The following is a 17,871-nucleotide window of genomic DNA, read 5'->3' on the forward strand; positions in this document are numbered from 1 at the left end:
TCATTGCCCCATGAATACCGGTTATCGGTGAGTACCGGGCGGCTCCGCCCTAGCCAGCAGTCCGGTCAGGGAAGTACTTCCCCGCTCTCCTCCCGCCAACCGGGCCCCACCTGGACGCGGATATCCCGGGCCGTGACCAGCTCCCCGCATTCCGAACAGACCGTCACCGGTTTCATCACCTGGCCACACGCCTTGTGGATATGCTGCAGGGGCGCTCCCTGGTCGTCTGCCATATGCCGGTCACCCCAGCTCACCAGGGCCAGGATCACGGGATGCAGTTCAAGCCCCTTCTCCGTCAGCCGGTATTCCTCCCGCAGCGGTCGCTGCTGATACGGCACCTTGCGGAGCACATCCTGTTCCACCAGCTTCTTCAGACGGTCGGTAAGCACGTGCCGGGTAATACCCAGCCGCTTTTCAAAGTCGTCAAACCGGCGAACGCCCAGGAAACAGTCCCGCAGGACCATCAGCGTCCAGCGGTCCCCCACCACAGACAGGGTACGGGCCAGGGAACAGGGTTGTTGGTCAAGCTCTTGCCAGCGCATGGATGGCCCCGGAAATGGATGTGATACCAGAATAACTTGACAGGTTCTTTTTTGGAACCGACTATCAGTTAGTTCCAAAAAAGAACCCATTGTCGATAAAGAGGAGACAGCCATGTCCAGGCAACAGGTCGCCGTTGTCATTGGCGCTGGCGACGCCACCGGGGGAGCCATCGCCCGCCGCTTTGCCCGCGAAGGTTTTACCCTGTGCGTGACCCGGCGCAACGCCGACGCCCTGGAGCCCCTCAGGGAAGCCATCGAGGGCGACGGTGGCACGGCCCACACCTTCGGCTGTGACGCCCGTGATGAAGACGCCATGACGGCGCTGTTCGACGGCATAGAACGGGATATCGGCCCGGTCACCGTGGTGGTCTTCAACATAGGCGCCAACGTCCGTTTCCCCATCACCGAGACCACCGGGCGGGTGTATCGCAAGGTCTGGGAAATGGCAGCCTTCGCCGGCTTCCTGACCGGTCGCGAGGCGGCCCAGGTCATGCTGCCCCGGCAACAGGGCACCATTATCTTTACCGGGGCGACGGCGTCCCTGCGCGGCGGCAGCGGCTTCTCCGCCTTTGCCGGCGCCAAGTTCGCCCTGCGGGCCCTGGCCCAGAGCATGGCCCGGGAGCTGGGGCCACAGGGGATACACGTGGCCCATAGCATTATCGACGGCGCCATCGATACCGATTTCATCCGCGACAACTTCCCGGACCGCTACGCCCTAAAGGGCCAGGATGGCATCCTCAATCCGGACCACATCGCGGAGCAGTACCTGCAGCTACACCGCCAACCCCGGGACGCCTGGACCCACGAGCTGGACCTGCGCCCCTGGCTGGAAACCTTCTGACGCAAACGGAGAATGACCATGAGCAAGACACTGGAGTGCTACTTCGATGTGGGCAGCCCGGCCAGCTACCTGGCCTGGACCCAGCTGCCCGGGATCACCAGCCGCCACAATGCCGGACTGGTGTGGAAACCCATGCTGCTGGGCGGCGTGTTCCAGGCCACCGGCAACCAGTCCCCGGCCGCCATCGAGGCCAAGGGCCGATACTCACGGATGGACATGCAGCGGTTCGCCCGCCGCTACGGGGTCACCCTGAACCACAATCCCTATTTCCCGGTGAATACACTCCATCTGATGCGGGGCGCCGTGGCCTTCCTGGACACGCCCCGGTTCGATGACTACCTGACGGCGGTCTTCAACGCCCTGTGGGTGGACGAGCAGGACATGGGACAGCCGGAGGTGGTCGCGCAGGTTCTGTCCCGCGCGGGCTTCGATCCGCAGGACGTCATGGCCCGGGCCAGCGACCAGGCCGTCAAGGACCGGCTCAAGGCAATCACCGTCGAGGCGGTCGAGCGGGGCGTATTCGGAGCCCCCACCCTGTTCGTGGACAATGAGATGTTCTTCGGCCAGGACCGCCTGTGGATGGTGGAGGAAGCCCTGGCCTGAAGGGGCCCGCCGGCCCACTCCTATTCCAGGCGTTGGACGATATCCACCCCAATGCCATTGGGATCAAGGATGGAGAAGTGCCGGTCGCCCCAGGGCTCGTCACGCAACGATACTTCGATGGGGGCGCCCAGTGCCCGGATTCGCTCGAACTCGGCGTCCGCATCATCCACGTCCACGGTAAACCACAGGCCCCGTCCGGAAAACGGCGCCTGGAACAGGGAAGACTGGAACTCAAGTCCAGGCTTCATGAAGCCCAGCTCACTTTCCCCCAGGCTGAGAACCACCACCCAGAGGTCTTCCCCCTCATAGATCACCTCACTGTTGAAATAACGGACGTAAAAGTCCCGTGATTCTGCCACCTTATCGGTGACGACACCCGACCAGAGTTTACGGATAGTGGTCATGGTCTGCCTCCTGCTGCTGTGGATTTCCACCCAGTATCAGGCCAGGCCAGTAGCCGGTTCTTGGAAAAATGCGTCAATCTGTGGAAATCCGGTACTGGGAGGGGGACAGACCGGCAAACTGCCGGAACTCGTTGCTCAGGTGGCTCTGGTCGTAGTATCCGGCCTGCAGTGCCACATCCGCCAGTTCATGGCCCGTCCCATCCAGTAAATCGCGGGCATGGCCGAACCGGCAGATTCGGGCAAACACCTTGGGCGGAACCCCCACCGCTGGCAGGAAGCCTCGCTCAAGGCGCCGCCGGCTACATCCCAGTTCTTCCGCCAGGGCGTCAATAGAAATCTGGCCGCAGTGGGCAGTAATACAGGCAACCGCCCGGTCCGCCAGCGTGATATCCAGGGTCATGCGACCAAGCTCTGCCAACAGGCGCTGATTCAGCCGGTCGAAGACAGTATCCTGATCCATGATCTCTGGCACGTCACCCAGATCAAGACGAAGCACGTCATGGACCGGTTCAGAGGTATCGGTCAGTTCATGAGTTGCCGCCTGGAGGAGATGCCGCGCACGGGCTGGCCGGAAGCGGACGCCGAGATAATCGCCCCCGGTGACCAGGGGCACCCGGCGACAGGCGGTGGACGTTCCGTACACCAGCGCCCTTAGTCGAGGGCCTTCCACTTGTAGCACCAGATCCACGGCGCCATCCGGTATGACTGCGTAGTCGGGGTCCGTGTTACCCCGGCTGCGCCAGTAATGGCTGACCAATGGTCGCAGGGGCGGTGCAGGAAGATGGAATTCCAGGGGCTCGGTGACCATGGCCTTTCCTTACTCGATAGCATCATCACTATAGCCGATTACCGCCGACTTTCATCGAATGGCGAAGGACGCCACCAGTGCCAGCAGCAGTATGGCCGACACCCCCTTGCCAGAAGATAACCTTACATCAGGAGACGTCAGCGTAGCTGGGAGTCCTTGCTGCCCCGGCGATTGAACAGACTGACATCCGACTGCTCACGATCCTTCTCGCTCTGGCAGCGCACGCAGAGGCGAACACCCGGCAAGGCCTTGCGCCGGGCTTCCGGAATAGGATCATCACATTCTTCGCAGTGCGTCAGGCTGTCACCCTGGGGCAGATTCGAGCGTGCCCGCTCGAGGGCATCCTCCACGGTGCTGTCAATCTGGTCCTGTACCGCACCATCCTTTGACCAGCCACCGGCCATCTCAGTAACCCTCCGGGTCCGGCGGCATTACCACCCACTCCGGGTCCTCAAATTCGCCAATCGGAGTGATGTCCACAAATGGGGCGGCGCTGCGGATAATGTCAGCAATTTCCGGGTTGTGCTGGCCTTCCATGGCGTCTCGCTGTTCCTTGCTGTCCCAACTGGCGATGGCAATCAGGGTGTTGGGATCGCCAATCTTGCGGTGCAACTCGGTACCCCGGGCACCAGGTGCCTGCTGGATCAGTTCACTGGCGCGGACCCAGGCGTCGGCGTATTCCTCGGCGGTGTGCCCTTCCCTTACCCGTGCTTCAAAGATGAATTTCATACCTACCTCCCCGATTTTGACGGATCAACGGAACGCTATCCCCACAATGACCGATCACACTCCGTTGCGGTATTTAACATTTCTTTACGGCTATATCCCCCATTTGGGTGATTCCCCTAACCGGCGCTCCTGACAACATTAAGAGGCGGTAACAATAATCCAGACCATGTTGAAGGAGTTCCCATGGAGCAGTTCAAGAACGTTCTTTTAGTATCCGCCATTGCCTCGGCTCTGGCCCTCACCGCCTGTGGTGGTGGGGGCGGCAGCAGCAGCGACAGCAGCGGTGGCGGCGGCGGTGAAGACAACAATAACGGCGGAGACGTCACCGCAAGCGAAACCGGCGTATTTGTAGATAGCCCAGTGTCCGGTATCAACTACACGACCTCAAGCGGTAAGACCGGAACGACCAACGAACTGGGCGAGTACGACTACGCACCGGGCGACACGGTCACCTTCAGCATCGGCGGTACCGAACTGCCGGCAGTAGAAGCCACCGGTCGAATCACCCCGGCGGATATGGGAAGCGGCGCAACCGACTGGAGTTCCGATCCAACCGTCGTAAATATCCTGCGCCTGCTGCAGACCCTGGATGACGACGGCGACGCCAGCAACGGCATTACCATCACCGAGGCCATTCATACCGCGTTGCAGGACATCGACCTGGCTCAGACTTTAAGTCAGTCTGATTCTGATACCCTGGCCAGTACGGTCCTTGAGTCCACGGGCAAGACGCTGGTTACCGAGGACGATGCGATTGCCCACTTCCAGGCCACCCAATCTGGCGATCTGATCGGTAGCTGGGTACTTGTGGAAGACTGGGGCAACGTCAATGTTCTGACCTTCCTGAACGAAACCGAATACCTGATTGCCCACTCCAAGGCCGATGATGGCGACCAGGATGCCGCCAGTGCCGAGTATGGCACCTACGCCTGGGATAGCGCCGCCGGCGAACTGGTACTGACTGTGACCTACGAGTCCGATAACAGCGGCGGCCTGGTTCACAACGGCACCTCCACCACCTGGAACATGGCATTGAAGGACGGCGCGCTGGTCCTCAATACCGCTGAAGAGCCTGACGACATTGTTTTTGACGCGGTACGCAATGCCAAGGACAGCCTGGTAGGCAGTTGGTACCTCGGTGAGGGTTATAACGAAACGAAAGAAATCGAACGCCACAACATCCTCACCATTCTTGACGACAGCCACTACGTCATTGTCCACAACGACAACACGGAAGCTTATGACGGTGAACTCCACGTGGCCGTTTCCTCTGAGTGGGGTACCTACAGCTTTGACGGCAACAACTTCGCGGTGACCAGTGTGTCCGCGGAACTTGATGGCCCGGGCGGACTGTACGACAACCCTGCAAGGGATGATGGAGGAAACGGCTTTGTCGATGGTCCGGCCCAGCTTCATCCGACGGGTCAGTTGACACTGTCCGACAACCTGCCCGAGTCAGAAGGCGGTGAACAATTCACCCTTCGTCGCCTGGGTCGCTATGCGGTAACCCTGAAAGACTTTAATGGTGACACCAAGCAGGTATACGTCGAAGCCAGCGGCAACGATTTTATCGGTGGCGTGACCCAGACCCTCAGCTTTGCCGATATCGACGGCGGTGCGGAGACAACAAAGGATGGCACTTATGAGATGACGGCGTCAGACAGCGAAACCATTGATCTGGAGCTGAGCAGCGACGGCACTGGCTATATGCAGTTTGGCGTCACCGGCGACCAGAATTTCATTAACGATGATGGCTGGTCCGTCCTGACTTCTGGCTCCCTGACCTACGTGGAAGGCGAGGCCGAATGGACGTACCTGCCAGTGAAAGGCTCCAGCCCCTACACCACACTGGTGTACCAGGGTGATATGGATCTGATGTTCATCACCGAAGTCACCGAATAACCTGACCTACCTGTCCTCTGGCCCGCCTTGCGCGGGCCTTTTTTGTGTAACGGCCAGGGTCGTCCCGGTTTTGCAGCCGGAACCCTCTAATCGTGCGTCACACCATGGCGATCGAAGATCTCCCAGACCTCACGGGCCTCTTCCTCAGGCAGCATGACCCGGATTTCCATCGCCTCCTTGTCAATGAAGATCCGATCCTGCGGGATCTCGCTGCCAATCAGATCATCCCGGGTATTGCGGGCCTGGTCCATGTCCTGGAACTTTCCGTTGATGGCTTTGCTCATGGCTGGTTCTCCTCTGCTTTTCAGGGAACCCATTATTGAGCTTAGAAGTCAGCCACGGACCTGTAAAACAATATCAACAGCCGCCCTCTATTGTTGCGGCGTCACCCTCAGCAGGCGTCCCTCCGGGCTATCCGTAAGCAGGTAAACCGAACCGTCCGGGCCGGTGCGGACATCGCGGATCCGCTCCCCCTGCTCCCCGAACAGTCTCTCCCGTTCCGTGGCGTCCCCGGAGCCAGGCTCAACCCGGTGAACCGCGCGGGTCACCAGGCCACCCACCAGTAGGTCGCCGCGCCACCGGGGAAACCGGTCGTCGGTGTACAGGGCCATCCCCGACGGCGCGATGGACGGCGTCCAGTGCAGCCGGGGCGGCTCGGTTCCAGGGTATTCGGTATAGGGCGTCACTCGCGCCCAGGTGTAATCCAGGCCGTGGGTGGCAACCGGCCATCCATAATTGGCCCCGGGTTCGATCACATTGATCTCGTCGCCGCCCCGGGGGCCATGTTCATGGGCAATCAGCCGTTCGCCAGCATCATCGTAGACCAGCCCCTGCACGTTGCGATGGCCGTAGCTGTAGATTTCCGGCAGGGCATCGGGGTCGTCGACAAACGGGTTGTCCGGCGGCACCGTGCCGTCGGGCCGCAGCCTGACGAGGGTGCCGATGTGGCTCGACAGCCGCTGTGCCTCTTCCCGGTAGTCAAAGCCATCCCCCAGGGAGAGTACCAGCGTGCCATCCGGCAACCAGGCGATGCGACCACCATAGTGGGCCGTGCCTACCTTGGCGGGCCTGGCCCTGAAAATTTCTTCCAGATCCCGGAGTTCACTCCCTTCCAGCCGGGCCCGGGCCAGGCAGGTATGGTTGGCCTGGACGGTACCGCAGGCGTAGCTCAGGTAGAGCATGCGACTGTCCCCGAAATTCGGCGCCAGTGAGACCTCAAACATCCCTGCCTGTCCGCCCAGGAGCACCTCGGGCACTCCGCTGACCGGTTCCGGGTCCAGCTCACCGTCCGGTGTGATCCGGCGCAATCGACCCGGCCGCTCGGTAACCAGCATGCCGCCATCCGGCAGGAACGCCAGGGACCAGGGATGCTCAAGACCGGACACCACCGTTTCCACCCGGTAACTATCCACCGTCTCCGCGCGAACCTCGCCATCGGGGAACCCCAACAGTGTCACCAGGGCCAGCACGGCAGCCGCGCCAGGGTGACGACGGGCGCCGGACCGGCCCGTTGCCATCCGGGCGAACAACCAGCCTGCAATGGCCGCCGAGGCCAGCATCGCCAACATGCCGCCGACATCACGGGTGGCGGCAATCAGCGTCGGTGGCGGGGCCAGGTGGTCCACCAGCTTGAAGGTGGCCCATAGCCCGACGGCGGCGGCCAGCGCACAGACCGGCGTACGCCATGACGTCAGCACAAACCGGGTGCCAACCATGGCCACAATCTGGGACACCAGGAAACTGACACCGAACATCACCAGGTACACAGGCCCGAACTTGAGCAGGTCCTCCAGGGTGGTCGCCAGCCACGTGCCGATACCGATCTCCACGTCCAGCCCCAGCAACGCAATCAGATTCACCTGGGTCTGTACCACCGACCCCAGTGCCGCGCCCACAACCAGGGCCGTGGCAAAGCCCAGGATGACCCGGGACCAGGATGTCCGTTCACTCATGCCTACCTCCCTCTTGGATTCTGATATCCTCAGCCGGTACAGGGCCCCGGAACGACACCCGGGTGACCGAAGCGCAAAACCAGACAAGGAACAGTGGTGGAACTTACCTTTCTCGGCACCTCCGCCGGCACCCCGACCCGGGCGCGCAATGTCACCGGCCTGGCGCTGCAGCACGGCGGCCCCAGGCAGTGGTACCTGATCGACTGTGGCGAAGGCACCCAGCACCAGCTCCTGCGTACCCGACTCTCGGTGATGCAGCTACGGGCCATTTTTATCACCCATGTCCATGGTGATCATACCTTCGGATTGCCCGGGTTGCTCACCAGTGCCTCCATGTCCGGGCGTACCGAGCCCCTGCCGCTGATCGGGCCACCGCAGTTGCAACCGTTCATCGAGGCCGCCCTGGCCAACACCGACTCCAGCCTGGGCTTTGAGTTGTCGTTCATCAACGCCGAATCCGCGGACTTCCGCTGGCAGGATGATGCCGTTCGGGTCACCAGCTTTCCCCTGTCCCACCGGGTACCCTGCCACGCCTTCCGGTTCGAGGAGACCCGGCTGGAGCGAAAGCTGCTGACCGACCGGCTGGAAGCGGATGGCATTGAAGCCGGACCGGACTGGGGCCGGTTGCAGAAGGGCCAGGACATCCGCCTGCCGGACGGCAGACTGGCCTGCGTCGATGACTACACCACCATTCCCCGGTCGCCGCGCAAGGTGGTGGTGGCCGGCGACAACGACACCCCGGAACTGCTGACCGATGCCTGCCGTGACGTGCACCTGCTGGTCCACGAGGCCACCTACACCCAGGATGTGGCGGACCGGGTCGGCCCCTGGCCCCAGCACAGTTCCGCCCGGCAGGTGGCCGGTTTCGCCGAGGCGGCACAGCTTCCCAACCTGATACTCACCCACTTCAGTTCCCGCTACCAGTTCGGTGGCAACCGGGGGCCGGTGATCGGGGACATAGCCGCCGAGGCGCGGCAGGCCTACAGCGGCAACCTGCACCTGGCCCGGGATTTCCAGCGATATCGCCTGAATCAGGACCTGACGCTGATTGAGATAGATGAGTAAATATACCCACGATGAAAAATAACAGTAGCAATTTGCTGGCAAGGCAGGTTACATTGGTCGCCGTAGGAAAGAGTTAGCAAAGCAGTTCATCAATAAGACGCCCTGTCGAAGTTCGTAGTGCACGTCCTGTTTTTGATCCCGCATGTTTCTTGTTTCCGAACAATGCTGACCAGACCCATCCGGGGATCCTGGCAGCGTATTTAGAAGATTGATTTCAGGATATTAAAAGATATGTCTACAGTTACCGGTACCGTTAAGTTCTTCAACGAATCCAAAGGCTTCGGCTTTATCACTCGTGAAGGCGGCCCCGACGTATTCGTGCACTTCAGCGCCATCCAGGGCGACGGCTTCAAGACCCTGGCTGAAGGCCAGCAGGTTGAGTTCACCGTGACTCAGGGCCAGAAAGGTCCTCAGGCGGAAAATGTTGTTGGCCTGTAAATAACAGGTTCAATAGCATGCAAAAAGGCAGCTTCGGCTGCCTTTTTTATTGCCTGTAATTTACCCCGAGAGCCCCTGATTCCAGGTGGCCACCCAAACAGGCAGCTATCCAAAATAGTACCGGGCAATGGACAGCACCAGTACCAGAGCCATCAGGGGAATGATCCAGCGGGAGAGCTTGCGGTCATCAATGGCATCCCCCTTGGAGGCGTGCTTCTCCAGCAGGGGGACGATGATGAACAGGGCCGCGAACAGCACGACCAGTATGATGAACAGCGTTGTCATGGACTTACCACTCCCGGTCCGTTTCCTTCAGACTACGCAGCTTCCCTGCTCCGGACAAGGGCGCCTGCCCGGCACTCACACCTGATTCAGGCGGGCCACCGCATCCCTTGAGGCCAGGTCACGCTGCTCACCCGTCAGTTCACTCAGGTGTCCCTCCTTCATTTCCAGCAGGCGATCCGCCCGCTCGAAGTAGTGGTCATCGTGGCTGATCGCGAACACCGTTACCCCCATTTCGTGGAGGTTCGTCAGCAGCTCCTGGTAGAAGGTGCGCCGGAACTGCGGGTCCTGGTCCGCCGCCCACTCGTCCAGCAGCAGGAAATCCCGGTTCTCCGCCACCGCCAGCAGCATCGCCAGGCGTTTGCGCTGGCCCTGGGACAGCTGTGGATTGGTCACCCGGTTACCGTCGAACAGCAGCTTGCCCTTCATCTGTAATCGCTGCAGCCAGGTGTCCACCCGTTCCGGGTCCGGATCCTCGCCGTTGGGACCCATAAGCCGGTCGAACAGGTGGAAATCGGTGAAAACGGTGGAGAACCGCTGGCGGAACCGCTGCCAGTCGTCTTCGGTTTCCACGGGCGTGCCGTCCACCAGCACTTGCCCCGCCCGGGGCCGGTATAGCCCGGTCAGCAACCGTGCCAGGGTGGACTTGCCACTGCCGTTGCCACCGATCAGGAACACCAGTTCGCCCCGGTGCAGGGTCAGGTCGATGGGCCCCACCATAAAGCCATTGCCGTCGCTGTCCGGGTACTGATAGGTGACGCCCTTCAGCTCGATGGTCTGCCAGTCCCGTGCCGGGGTGGTTTCACCGAAATCCCGCTGGTACTCCGCCAGATTGAGGGACTCCAGCTTGCGGAACGCCACCTGGGCATTGAGCAGGGTAGGCAGGGCGCCCACCGCCTGGATCAGCGGCGTACGCAGGAACAGCAGTGTCAGGGAATAGGTGGCGGCCACATTGGTGTTGGCCCAGCCCAGGCCATTGGCCAGGAAGAAAGCCACGCCGATGGCCCCGAGCATCATGATGTTGGACCAGTTCACCGCCGACAGGTGGAAGGTGTCGGAGCGGATGATATGGCTGCGGTAGGTGCGGGAGTGGGTGTCATAATCCCCCTCGTACAGCTCCCTGGCCCGGCTGCGGTTCAGGGCCAGTTCCTTGTGGCCGTCGATGACCGATTCATAGTCCCGGTAAAGGGCATCCTCCGTTTCCCGCACCCTCGCCAGGTGGTGGTACACGTTCTGCACCAGGAACCAGCCCACCAGCATGGTGAAGAACACCCACAGGGCGGTCACCGCCAGCATGCCCGGCGACAGCCATGCCAGGTACGCAACCGCCCCGATGGTGATCACCACCCCCTGGACCAGCTCCGGCAGGCGCACGAAGGCAATGGTGACGTTACGCACATCGGCGGACAGGCTGGCCAGTACCCCGGCACTGCCGATCTGCTCCAGGGTTTCGGTGTCGGTATCCATGATCCGCTTGATCAGACGCGCCCGCAGGTCGTAGACAAAATGGTGGCCAAGGGTGGTCAACGCCAGTTGCGCCCCCAGGGTGACCACCAGCAGGAGCAGAACCAGCCCGAGAAACTCCGGCAGCACCTGCCAGGGCGCGGCTACCGACTCGATCAGCTTCGAGTTGATATAGGCGATCACTCCAATACCGACCACGGCGCTGGCCAGGCTCAGTAACATGATGATCAGGAAGGACGTCCGGTATTGGCGATAGACGATGGCCAGTAGTTCCATCTGGTCTCCAGGGTGAGTGGCCCGGTGGGTCGGGCGAATGTATAATGCGAATCAATCAATTTTCGCGCACAGCCACCCTGCATGCAAACACGGATGCATCCTGTCGGGTTTTCCCGGTTGCCGGGGCCGACAGCCTGGTTAACCGGTGCAGCGCAGTTCCCGAGGTTCGGTCTTCACCCGATGTTGTTACCAACTCCCCGACACTCACTGGCCCGTGACGGCGTACGGCCTGCCGTCAAGGCCCCGCTGGCTGCCACCCTAGCAAGGTGCTGCCTGCTCCTTGCCAGTCTCCTGTTCCCTGCGACAGCCAGCGCGGATTCCTCCGTCCCACGGCTTGCCACCGTCGACTGGACCATTGCCGAAACCCTGATGTCACTGGGAGTGGAACCCGTTGCCGTGGGCCAGGTGGCCGAATACCAGGCCTGGGTGGAACAGCCCGCCCTGCCCGACACCGTGGTGGACATTGGCCTGCGGGCCCAGCCCAACCGGGAGCTGGTGGCGTCCCTGGACCTTGACCGGTTCCTGCTATCCCCCCTGTTCGCGGCCCTGGAACCCACCCTGTCCCGGATTGTGCCGGTCACCACCCTGTCCATCTACGAACCGGAAGGGGACCTGTGGCAGAACCTGGTCACCGCCACCCGGGAAGTCGCCGACGTCGCCGGGGTGCCGGCACGGGCCGACCAGGTCATCAAGGCACATCGCGAGCGCATTGAGCATGTGCGGAACCGGCTGCCCGACGCCGTGCCGGAGCTGCTGGTGGTTCAGTTCATCGACGATCGCCACGTGCGGGTCTACGGCCCGGGCAGTGTATACGACATGGTCCTCGAACGGCTCGGGCTGGACAATGCCTGGCGGGGTGGCACCAACCTCTGGGGTTACGCCACTGCGGGCCTGGAAGAACTGACCACCACCGGCTACCTGGTGGTGGTGGACCCCATGCCCATGGGCGTTGGGGATCACCTGACCAGCAATCGCCTCTGGCAGTCGCTGCCGTCGGTGAAAGCGGGTCAGGTCCTGCACCTGCCGGCGGTCTGGAGCTTCGGCGGCCTGCCCTCCGCCGCCCGTTTCGCGGAGGAACTTGGCGAATCCCTGGCAACATCCGGGTCCCGGCCCGGGGCGGCTGACTCATGAACCGACTCGCCCTCCGCGTTTCTCCGGCCCCCATCTGTCTGTTGCTGGCCCTGGCCTGTGGCTGGCTTGGATTTAACCTGATGCAGGAGACCCTGTCCCAGGCGGCGGGCTCCGTCGTTGACTGGCTCTCGCTGCTGACATCGCGGAAAAGCGATGACATGACGGCGGCCGTGGTCTGGTACAGCATGCTGCCGCGCATGGCCATGGCGTTGATGGTCGGCGCGGGCCTGGGGCTGGCGGGCGTGCTCATGCAGCAGGTGCTACGCAACCCCATTGCCGCCCCCACCACCCTGGGCGTGGCCAGCGGCGCACAGCTGGGCCTGCTGGCCGCCACCCTCTATGCCCCCGGCCTGCTTGCCTTTGGTGGCGAATGGCCGGCCCTGGCCGGTGGCGTGGCCTCGCTGCTGCTGGTGATTGCCCTGTCCTGGCGCCGGCGGCTGGCCCCGGTGGCGGTGGTATTGGCGGGGTTGGTGGTCAACCTCTACCTGGGGGCCCTGAGTACCGTTCTGATCCTGTTCAACCAGGAGGAATTCCGGGGACTGCTGGTGTGGGCGGCCGGTTCACTGGCACAGAACAACTGGGATGACGTGTTGCACCTGCTGCCCAGGCTGCTCATGGCCGCGGTGGTGGCAGGGCTGCTGGCGCGCCCCCTGCGTCTGCTGGAACTGGATGAAGCCAATGCCCGCAGCCTGGGTGCCTCGGTGCGGCAGTTGCGGCTACTGGGCCTGGGCGTTGCCGTATTCATCACCGCCTCGGCCGTCAGCCTGGTGGGTATCGTCGGTTTCGTGGGCCTGGCCGCCCCGGCCATCGCCAGGCTGATGGGGGCCCGTTCCCTGATACAGCGCCTGCTGTGGGCGCCCCTGCTGGGGGCCCTGCTGTTGCTGACCACGGACCTGGTCCTGCTGCAGGTGGCCGGAAACTTACCCGCCGTGATCCCCACCGGCGCCATGACCGGCCTGCTTGGGGCGCCGCTGCTGCTGTGGCTGATACCCCGCCTGGCCCTGAAGGGCGGCCCCGCTACGCCGTCCGCCGCCGGCCTCCACGCCCGTCGGGTTCATGCCCCCCGTCTGCTGGTCCGGCTTCTGGTGCTGCTACTGGTTACCCTGATGGTGGCCCTGTTTGTGAGCCGGGTGCCCGAAGGCTGGGCGCTGGATGGCCTGGACCAATGGTCCACCATCAGCCAGTGGCGCCTGCCCCGGATACTGGCAGCCATGGGCGCCGGAGCCCTGCTGGCCCTTGCCGGTACCGCCATCCAACGCATCACCGGCAACCCCATGGCCAGTCCGGAGGTCCTTGGCATCAGCTCCGGCACCGCCATCGGCCTGATCGTCACCATTGTGGTGATGGCCACGGTGTCACTGCCCATCCTGCTGCTGGCCGGCACTCTGAGCGCCTTTGTCACCCTGATGGTGCTGGTGCTGCTGAACCGTCGTAGCGGTTTCCAGCCGGAGCGGCTATTACTGACCGGCATCGCCATCACAGCCCTGTTCGACCCGATACGGAGCATGATCCTGGCCAACGGCGACCCACGGGTGCAGCAGATGATCGCCTGGATGTCCGGGTCCACCTACTACGTGGACACCCTCACCGGCACGATCGCCGTCCTATGCGCCGCCGTCATGGTGGCACTGACGCCCCTGGTGACCCGCTGGCTGGACCTGCTGCCCCTGGGCCAGGATTCAGCCCGGGCCCTGGGCGTTGGCGTCAGCCGGGTGCGACTGCTACTGCTGGCGCTGGTATCGGTACTCACCGCTTTCGCCACGCTGATAGTCGGGCCCCTGAGCTTTGCGGGCCTGCTGGCACCGCACCTGGCCCGCATGCTGGGCCTGTCCCGGGCCCTGCCCCACCTGCTGGGCGCGTCCCTGATCGGGGCCACCCTGATGGTGATGGCCGACTGGCTGGGGCGGCAGATCCTGTTTCCCCAGGAAATCCCCGCCGGCCTGATCTCGGCGCTGCTGGGTGGCGCCTATTTCATGTGGAGCCTGCGCAGGCACTGATGGGCCACGGCCCGGATTCCCAGGCTACCCGTCTCTTATCCCGGCACGTTGATCCTCCAGGGGTGATTCGGCACTCTACCGCTCGCCAGGGAATTGACGTGTGGGCCAGGAATCGCCGGATATCCCCTCCCCCTTTTCCACTTGTGCTTCAGGTCCGGGTTGGCACCCATAATGCATTGCATCGCGGTGTGGCCATACCAGCCAACCTCGCCGATGGCGGGTACCGTTTCATTGCCATCTGTTAAGTGGGCCAGGAGCCGGTTAAGGCGATACCCTAATCAAATGCTCAACTGAATTCGCTTCATGGCCGTGTAGCAATGGCGATGTAACGTCGCGGAAAGTGCAGGTCCGGATGCGGCCTGTGGCATTCACTCTCATAGACGGTTAAAACGGACTTACCTTGTCTACCAACGCCGATCGTGTCTTTTCGAACCAGCACCTTGAAGGGGACCTCAAGGCCCACTCCGTACGCAGTGTCGGCTTCACGGTGACGGCCCAGGGCCTCAAGCTGCTGTTCCAGCTCGTTTCCATTACCGTCCTGGCCCGCCTGCTGCAGCCAACGGATTTTGGTCTGGTAGCCATGGTCACCGTGTTTACCGGTCTGGCCATCGTGTTCATGGAAGGCGGCCTGTCCATGGCCACTATCCAGCGTCCCCACATTACCCATGCGCAGGTGTCCAACCTGTTCTGGACCAACGTCGCCCTGGGGCTGCTCCTGTGCCTCATCTACATAGCCGCATCCCCCCTGGTGGCGTGGGTGTATGGCGAGGACAGCCTGATCGGGATCATGTGCGCCCTGAGCCTGTTCTTCCTGATCGGCGGGCTCTCGGTGCAGCATGAGGCCATCCTCAAACGGCAGATGAATTTCAGGGCCCTTGCGGTGATCGAGGTGGTTGCCAACCTGTTCGGCGTCGGCGTGGCCATTGCCATGGCCTGGTACGGCTTTGGCTACTGGTCCCTGGTGGGCCAGCAGATCGCGACCATTGCGGTCATGAGCATCATGCGGTGGCAGGCCGCCCGCTGGGTACCGGGGTGGCTGTCCCGGGGCAGCGGGGTGCGATCGTTGCTGGGATTCGGCGTCAACCTGACCGGCGCCAACTTCGTGGGTTACTTCGCCACCAACATCACGCCCTTCGGCATTGGCCTGGTGGGCGGTGCTCAGCCCCTGGGGTTGTATGACCGCTCCTTCAAGCTGACGTCCATCCCCTCCAAACAGCTTCTGCCACCGGTGTTCAATGTGTTCCAGTCGGCACTGGCCCGGGTGGCGGAAGACAAGCCCCGCCTGCGCTCCGCGATTGTGTCCCTGGCCGGCAAGATCGCCCTGACCACCGTGTTCGTGACCCTGGTTATGGTGGTCACGGCGGACTGGATGGTGGCGGTCCTGCTGGGCGACGGCTGGGATGAGGCCGTGCTGATGTTCCAGCTCCTGGCCACCTTCTCGGTGGTCACCCCGATCACCACGTTTACCGCCATCAGCCTGGTGGCCATCGGCGAATCAAAAGCCCTGCTGAAGTGGAAGGTCATCACCTTCTTCATCCTGCTGGTGGCTATCGCCATCGGTTCCATCTGGGGCGTCATGGGCATTGTGGTGGCGCACGCCATCTCCGGGTTCTTCATCCGCATGCCGCTATTCCTGGTCTACTCCACCCGGTTCCTGCCCATCACCATGGCCGACCACCTGCGAGCGCTGGTTCCCAGCCTGCTGATCGGCCTGACCACCGCGGCGCTGCTGTACGCACTGCGCACGGTGTTCGAACCACAGAATCCTGTTGTTGCCTTGTTACTGTTCGGTGCCATCGGTGCCGGTCTCTATCTGCTGCTTTCGCTGTCCGTCCGGCGTACCCGGGAGGATATCGTCGAGCTGCTCGGCTATGTCCAGACGGCCTGGATGCGAAAGCGTAACAGTCACTGATCCATAATCGTGTCCTGTACAGGGAGGTGATCATGAAATTGCTTGTCATCGGAATCGACGGTGGTTCCCGGAACATCATCGATGCCATGCCCATGCCCTTTACCCAGGCGCTGTTTGCCCGGTCCGCCAGCCGGAACCTGGATGAGGACCTGATCAGCCGGGGCTGGGCGGAAATCCTCACCGGTGAGCACGCGTCGGACAACAAGGCGTTCTACCTGATGCCGGTGGCCGAGGGGGGCCTGGATTTTAACGCCTCCTATTCCAAGTCGGACATGCTGTCCTACAGTCGTAATGAACCCATCTGGAAAAGACTGAACCAGGCGGGCACCTCGGTGGGCCTGATGAACATTCCCACCACCGGGCCGGCGGACCAGGTCAAGGGGTTCCTGGTGGCCGGTGGCGGCGGTGGCGTCAAGGCGGGCGGCGCCATCCCGCCCACCATGATGCACCCCCAGACCTGCAAACCGCTGCTGGAGCAGCACAATTACGTGTTCGATGTGCGGCTGCCCGGTGGTGAGAGCACGGTCTCCGGGTTTTTGGAGAAAATCCGTCAGGCGGAGAATGCCCAGAAGGACACCTTCATCGAACTGGCGCGGAAGGAGAAACCCGAGTTCGGCTTCCACTGTTTCCGGATCACCACCGAGGTGCAGTACCTGGCCCGGTTCGAGATCGAACGGGCCGCGGAGGCGATCCGCAAGGCCCGGGAGAACGGTGGCGACTTCCAGCCGGAAACCCCCACCCAGCAGAAAGTGATCGAGCACTACACCAACCTGGACAACAGCATCCGAGAGCTGTTCGAAACCCTGGAGCCGGAACACTACATCTTTGTGGGGGACCACAGCACCGCCCTGTTCAAGCATGAGGGCAACGTGGATGTCTGGCTGGAGCGGGCCGGTTACCTGAGCCGCATGTCGAATGCCGAGCGCAAGGCCCGGGGCGGCCTGATCCGCCTGCGCAACAAGTCTGACCGGATCGCCGTGAAGTACTTCGGCAAGAAGTCCCCGCCCCTGATCCGCCGGCCCCTGACCAAGTTCAGCCCCGGTCGCACCCGGGCCTTCGGCACCTTCTACGACACCGGGAACTTTGCTGGCATCTTCATCAACGACCGGTCGCGGTTCGGCGGCCCCGTATCCAGCGAGCAGGAACACGAACGCCTGGTGGACGAGATCTGCGAGAACCTGAACGCCAGCGAGGAAGCGAAGGAATACCAACTGGAGGCCAGGCCGTACCGCCGGCAATATCCCGGCGCGCAGTTCCAGCGGCTGATGCCCGACATCCGCCTCCACAAGCCCGACAGCATCTACTTCTCCAGCCGTAACTGGGAATTTATCCGCGACAATGGCAACCTCAAGCCACTGGACGAAAACCTGGCGGGAATCCGCTACCCCCATACCGGCGCCAAGGGCCACGACCCGCTGTTCGTGTTCAGCCAGGAACTGGAACAGCATCTGCAGACCGACGATCCCAACGACCTGCGGGTGGTCTACCGGATGATCTGCCGGCACTTCGAAGGTGCCGCCTGACA

18 protein-coding genes are annotated in these 17,871 nt (G+C 62.5%); 9 read left to right on the forward strand and 9 right to left on the reverse strand.

Annotation, left to right across the window (positions count from 1 at the left end; genetic code table 11):
* Positions 1-65: 65 nt before the first annotated feature.
* Positions 66-542, reverse strand: a complete 477-nt coding sequence (locus ACJO3T_RS05775; protein ID WP_406961911.1) for a winged helix-turn-helix transcriptional regulator — start codon at positions 540-542, stop codon at positions 66-68.
* Positions 543-654: 112 nt separating this feature from the next.
* On the opposite strand from ACJO3T_RS05775, the gene ACJO3T_RS05780 reads away from it, so the two are divergent.
* The gene (locus ACJO3T_RS05780; RefSeq protein WP_406978036.1) at positions 655-1,383 is read left to right on the forward strand and encodes an SDR family oxidoreductase; all 729 of its coding nucleotides are present in this window, start codon (positions 655-657) and stop codon (positions 1,381-1,383) included.
* An 18-nt stretch (positions 1,384-1,401) separates the two neighbouring features.
* On the forward strand, positions 1,402-1,986 hold the full coding sequence (locus ACJO3T_RS05785; protein ID WP_406978037.1) for a 2-hydroxychromene-2-carboxylate isomerase: 585 nt from the start codon (positions 1,402-1,404) through the stop codon (positions 1,984-1,986).
* Positions 1,987-2,006: 20 nt separating this feature from the next.
* Here the strand turns inward: ACJO3T_RS05785 and ACJO3T_RS05790 are convergent, their stop codons facing one another.
* The 4 genes from ACJO3T_RS05790 to ACJO3T_RS05805 all read right to left on the reverse strand — a co-directional run bounded on the left by ACJO3T_RS05790 (position 2,007) and on the right by ACJO3T_RS05805 (position 3,927).
* Entirely contained in the window at positions 2,007-2,390 is a 384-nt protein-coding gene (locus ACJO3T_RS05790) for a VOC family protein (protein WP_406961905.1), read from the reverse strand.
* Positions 2,391-2,463: 73 nt separating this feature from the next.
* Positions 2,464-3,198, reverse strand: coding sequence for a helix-turn-helix domain-containing protein (locus ACJO3T_RS05795; RefSeq protein WP_406961903.1), 735 nt, complete (start codon positions 3,196-3,198; stop codon positions 2,464-2,466).
* Positions 3,199-3,335: 137 nt separating this feature from the next.
* Positions 3,336-3,602: a DksA/TraR family C4-type zinc finger protein gene (locus ACJO3T_RS05800; protein ID WP_406961901.1), complete on the reverse strand. Its 267-nt coding sequence runs from the start codon at positions 3,600-3,602 to the stop codon at positions 3,336-3,338.
* Between the two features lies 1 nt (position 3,603).
* On the reverse strand, positions 3,604-3,927 hold the full coding sequence (locus ACJO3T_RS05805; protein ID WP_406961899.1) for an antibiotic biosynthesis monooxygenase family protein: 324 nt from the start codon (positions 3,925-3,927) through the stop codon (positions 3,604-3,606).
* A 183-nt stretch (positions 3,928-4,110) separates the two neighbouring features.
* Here ACJO3T_RS05805 and ACJO3T_RS05810 point away from each other — a divergent pair, with 183 nt between their 5' ends.
* The gene (locus tag ACJO3T_RS05810; protein ID WP_406978038.1) at positions 4,111-5,829 is read left to right on the forward strand and encodes a hypothetical protein; all 1,719 of its coding nucleotides are present in this window, start codon (positions 4,111-4,113) and stop codon (positions 5,827-5,829) included.
* An 86-nt stretch (positions 5,830-5,915) separates the two neighbouring features.
* On the opposite strand, the gene ACJO3T_RS05815 is transcribed toward ACJO3T_RS05810, so the two are convergent.
* Both ACJO3T_RS05815 and ACJO3T_RS05820 read right to left on the reverse strand, forming a co-directional pair.
* The gene (locus tag ACJO3T_RS05815; protein WP_328186304.1) at positions 5,916-6,113 is read right to left on the reverse strand and encodes a hypothetical protein; all 198 of its coding nucleotides are present in this window, start codon (positions 6,111-6,113) and stop codon (positions 5,916-5,918) included.
* Positions 6,114-6,200: 87 nt separating this feature from the next.
* Complete coding sequence (locus tag ACJO3T_RS05820; protein WP_406978039.1) at positions 6,201-7,781, reverse strand: PQQ-dependent sugar dehydrogenase; 1,581 nt, start codon at positions 7,779-7,781, stop codon at positions 6,201-6,203.
* A 96-nt stretch (positions 7,782-7,877) separates the two neighbouring features.
* On the opposite strand from ACJO3T_RS05820, the gene ACJO3T_RS05825 reads away from it, so the two are divergent.
* Both ACJO3T_RS05825 and ACJO3T_RS05830 read left to right on the forward strand, forming a co-directional pair.
* Positions 7,878-8,846: a ribonuclease Z gene (locus ACJO3T_RS05825; RefSeq protein ID WP_406978040.1), complete on the forward strand. Its 969-nt coding sequence runs from the start codon at positions 7,878-7,880 to the stop codon at positions 8,844-8,846.
* 231 nt (positions 8,847-9,077) lie between these two features.
* Positions 9,078-9,284 carry a cold-shock protein gene (locus tag ACJO3T_RS05830; RefSeq protein ID WP_328186309.1) on the forward strand — a complete coding sequence of 69 codons (207 nt, stop codon included), beginning with the start codon at positions 9,078-9,080 and terminating at the stop codon, positions 9,282-9,284.
* Positions 9,285-9,389: 105 nt separating this feature from the next.
* Here the strand turns inward: ACJO3T_RS05830 and ACJO3T_RS05835 are convergent, their stop codons facing one another.
* Positions 9,390-9,569: a hypothetical protein gene (locus ACJO3T_RS05835; protein ID WP_328186311.1), complete on the reverse strand. Its 180-nt coding sequence runs from the start codon at positions 9,567-9,569 to the stop codon at positions 9,390-9,392.
* Between the two features lie 75 nt (positions 9,570-9,644).
* A complete protein-coding gene (locus ACJO3T_RS05840; RefSeq protein ID WP_406961888.1) occupies positions 9,645-11,306 on the reverse strand; it encodes a multidrug ABC transporter permease/ATP-binding protein in 1,662 nt (553 codons plus the stop codon).
* A gap of 180 nt (positions 11,307-11,486) precedes the next feature.
* Here ACJO3T_RS05840 and ACJO3T_RS05845 point away from each other — a divergent pair, with 180 nt between their 5' ends.
* The 4 genes from ACJO3T_RS05845 to ACJO3T_RS05860 all read left to right on the forward strand — a co-directional run bounded on the left by ACJO3T_RS05845 (position 11,487) and on the right by ACJO3T_RS05860 (position 17,869).
* On the forward strand, positions 11,487-12,437 hold the full coding sequence (locus tag ACJO3T_RS05845; protein WP_406978041.1) for an iron-siderophore ABC transporter substrate-binding protein: 951 nt from the start codon (positions 11,487-11,489) through the stop codon (positions 12,435-12,437).
* Positions 12,434-14,434 carry a Fe(3+)-hydroxamate ABC transporter permease FhuB gene (fhuB, locus tag ACJO3T_RS05850; RefSeq protein WP_406978042.1) on the forward strand — a complete coding sequence of 667 codons (2,001 nt, stop codon included), beginning with the start codon at positions 12,434-12,436 and terminating at the stop codon, positions 14,432-14,434. Before ACJO3T_RS05845 ends, fhuB begins: the two co-directional genes overlap by 4 nt.
* Before the next feature lie 400 nt (positions 14,435-14,834).
* Positions 14,835-16,346 carry a lipopolysaccharide biosynthesis protein gene (locus ACJO3T_RS05855; RefSeq protein ID WP_406978043.1) on the forward strand — a complete coding sequence of 504 codons (1,512 nt, stop codon included), beginning with the start codon at positions 14,835-14,837 and terminating at the stop codon, positions 16,344-16,346.
* Positions 16,347-16,378: 32 nt separating this feature from the next.
* Positions 16,379-17,869 (forward strand): alkaline phosphatase family protein, encoded by a 1,491-nt coding sequence (locus ACJO3T_RS05860; protein ID WP_406978044.1) that lies wholly within the window; start codon positions 16,379-16,381, stop codon positions 17,867-17,869.
* The last annotated feature ends 2 nt before the right edge of the window (positions 17,870-17,871 follow it).

Origin of the sequence: Marinobacter shunpengi (assembly GCF_045449715.1) — a bacterium.
Classification (GTDB): domain Bacteria; phylum Pseudomonadota; class Gammaproteobacteria; order Pseudomonadales; family Oleiphilaceae; genus Marinobacter.

Coding starts and splice junctions, on each gene's coding strand:
- ACJO3T_RS05860 (WP_406978044.1), top strand. CDS start 16,379: ATGAAATTGCTTGTCATCGGAATCGACGGTGGTTCCCGGAACATCATC.
- fhuB (WP_406978042.1), top strand. CDS start 12,434: ATGAACCGACTCGCCCTCCGCGTTTCTCCGGCCCCCATCTGTCTGTTG.
- ACJO3T_RS05780 (WP_406978036.1), top strand. CDS start 655: ATGTCCAGGCAACAGGTCGCCGTTGTCATTGGCGCTGGCGACGCCACC.
- ACJO3T_RS05785 (WP_406978037.1), top strand. CDS start 1,402: ATGAGCAAGACACTGGAGTGCTACTTCGATGTGGGCAGCCCGGCCAGC.
- ACJO3T_RS05840 (WP_406961888.1), bottom strand. CDS start 11,306: ATGGAACTACTGGCCATCGTCTATCGCCAATACCGGACGTCCTTCCTG.
- ACJO3T_RS05815 (WP_328186304.1), bottom strand. CDS start 6,113: ATGAGCAAAGCCATCAACGGAAAGTTCCAGGACATGGACCAGGCCCGC.
- ACJO3T_RS05835 (WP_328186311.1), bottom strand. CDS start 9,569: ATGACAACGCTGTTCATCATACTGGTCGTGCTGTTCGCGGCCCTGTTC.
- ACJO3T_RS05800 (WP_406961901.1), bottom strand. CDS start 3,602: ATGGCCGGTGGCTGGTCAAAGGATGGTGCGGTACAGGACCAGATTGAC.
- ACJO3T_RS05845 (WP_406978041.1), top strand. CDS start 11,487: ATGTTGTTACCAACTCCCCGACACTCACTGGCCCGTGACGGCGTACGG.
- ACJO3T_RS05820 (WP_406978039.1), bottom strand. CDS start 7,781: ATGAGTGAACGGACATCCTGGTCCCGGGTCATCCTGGGCTTTGCCACG.
- ACJO3T_RS05830 (WP_328186309.1), top strand. CDS start 9,078: ATGTCTACAGTTACCGGTACCGTTAAGTTCTTCAACGAATCCAAAGGC.
- ACJO3T_RS05795 (WP_406961903.1), bottom strand. CDS start 3,198: ATGGTCACCGAGCCCCTGGAATTCCATCTTCCTGCACCGCCCCTGCGA.
- ACJO3T_RS05810 (WP_406978038.1), top strand. CDS start 4,111: ATGGAGCAGTTCAAGAACGTTCTTTTAGTATCCGCCATTGCCTCGGCT.
- ACJO3T_RS05790 (WP_406961905.1), bottom strand. CDS start 2,390: ATGACCACTATCCGTAAACTCTGGTCGGGTGTCGTCACCGATAAGGTG.
- ACJO3T_RS05775 (WP_406961911.1), bottom strand. CDS start 542: ATGCGCTGGCAAGAGCTTGACCAACAACCCTGTTCCCTGGCCCGTACC.
- ACJO3T_RS05805 (WP_406961899.1), bottom strand. CDS start 3,927: ATGAAATTCATCTTTGAAGCACGGGTAAGGGAAGGGCACACCGCCGAG.